At 66.9% G+C, this 1,632-nt stretch carries 2 protein-coding genes; one reads left to right on the top strand and one right to left on the bottom strand.

The genetic code is table 11. The features are described 5' to 3' along the window. Positions 1-161: 161 nt before the first annotated feature. Entirely contained in the window at positions 162-641 is a 480-nt protein-coding gene (locus ACFPN9_RS11890) for a YbaK/EbsC family protein (RefSeq protein WP_066718540.1), read from the top strand. 6 nt (positions 642-647) lie between these two features. Here ACFPN9_RS11890 and ACFPN9_RS11885 read toward each other — a convergent pair whose 3' ends face one another. Then, positions 648-1,460, bottom strand: coding sequence for a DUF72 domain-containing protein (locus ACFPN9_RS11885; protein ID WP_066718619.1), 813 nt, complete (start codon positions 1,458-1,460; stop codon positions 648-650). Positions 1,461-1,632 lie beyond the last annotated feature (172 nt).

The raw sequence follows: 1,632 nt of genomic DNA, 5'->3' as shown, positions 1-1,632 counted from the left end.
CGTCGATCAGCAAGCCGCCTGAACTTCAACTAACCTCATCATAGAGCCCGCTACGCTCGCGCGAAGGCTTCGATCACGCGGCCTTCCTCGTATGCGTACGCTGGTCTTCGGCCTGCCGGCAGCGTTCGCGATCCTGCTCTTCCTGAAGTTCAGGTGATGCGATGAGCCTCGATTCCGTCCGCGCCTTCTTCGCCGCCCATGCCCCCGACATCCCGGTCATCGTCACGCCCGAGAGCAGCGCGACGGTCCAGCTGGCCGCCGCCGCCCATGGCGTGGAGCCCGCACGGATCGCCAAGACGCTGTCGCTGCGGGTCGGCGAGCGCGTCGTCCTGGTGGTGGCGCGCGGCGATGCCCGGCTCGACAACCGCAAGGCCAAGGCGGCGTTCGGCGCCAAGCCGCGCATGCTCGATCTGGCCGAGGTCGAGGCGCTGACCGGCCATCCCGTCGGCGGCGTCTGCCCTTTCGGGCTCGCGACGCCGCTGCCGGTCTATTGCGACATCTCGCTGAAGGCCTTCGAAGAGGTCGTGCCCGCCGCCGGTTCGACGCACAGCGCGGTGCGGATCGCGCCCGATCGCATCGCAGCGCTGACCGGCGCGGACTGGGTCGATGTTTGCCAGGATGTCGTCGCCTCGGACGGCTGACGGACCTCAGCCGGAATCCGCCAACCGGCCCGTCAGCGCCATGGCAGCGGCGGGATTGCGGATTTTGGCGCCGCTGATCACGTAGAGAAAGACGTCGCGCGCCACGGTCGGCGCTGGCTCCGTGGCGACGCACTCCAGATCGCCGGGAGCCTCTCCCTTCGACCATTGCCGCGCACGCTGCACCCATCGGTCGAGATCGGCGTCCGGATAGCCCTCCGGCTCCTCCTCGCGCGTTCCCATGATCCGGGCACAAACGAAGGGCGCCGTCGCATCGGCGATCTGCGGATAATCCGAATCCGCCGCGGTGATCGCCGCCACGCCATACTCCCGCAGGAGAGCGATGAAGTCCGGTGTACGAAAGCTGTCATGGCGGACCTCGACGGCATGGCGGATCGCGAGGCCGTCGACGTTGTGCGGCAGAAGCTTCAGGAAGGCCTCGAAATCAGCCGGGTCGAAGGCCTTGGTCGGCATGAACTGCCAGTTGATGGGCCCGAGCTTTTCCTTCAGCTCCGTCACGCCGCTGCCGAAGAACTTCTCGATCGACGCGCCCGCTTCCGCCAGCACCCGGCGATTGGTGATGTAGCGCGAACCTTTGACGGCAAAGACGAAGCCGTCCGGCGTCTCCGCCCGCCAGCGGGCAAAACTCTCAGGCTTCTGCGAGCCGTAATAGGTGCCGTTGATTTCGATCGTGCCCAGATGCGCGGCCGCGTGCTCGAGCTCCCGCTTCTGCGGCAGGCCCTCGGGATAGAATGTGCCGCGCCAGGGTTCGAACACCCAGCCGCCGATACCGACCCGGATCGTGCCCTGCGGCTTGGTCATCGTCATCTCCAGCGTGGCAAGGTCTCGGTCCGATGCGAGCGCGGCTGTGAAGCCGGCCCAGCACTGTCTCCGACCCTAGAGCGGAATCCCATCAGGTTGCGTCGTACCCTGCCGCGCTGAAGTAGTTGGCGCACTCGGTGGGCGGGAAGAGGTCGATGATGCGGCCGATGGT

This window comes from Allobosea massiliensis (assembly GCF_042655245.1).
Lineage (GTDB): Bacteria > Pseudomonadota > Alphaproteobacteria > Rhizobiales > Beijerinckiaceae > Allobosea > Allobosea massiliensis.
The sequence above is the reverse complement of the archived record's forward strand: the minus strand, read 5'-3'. Positions and strand labels throughout refer to the sequence as shown.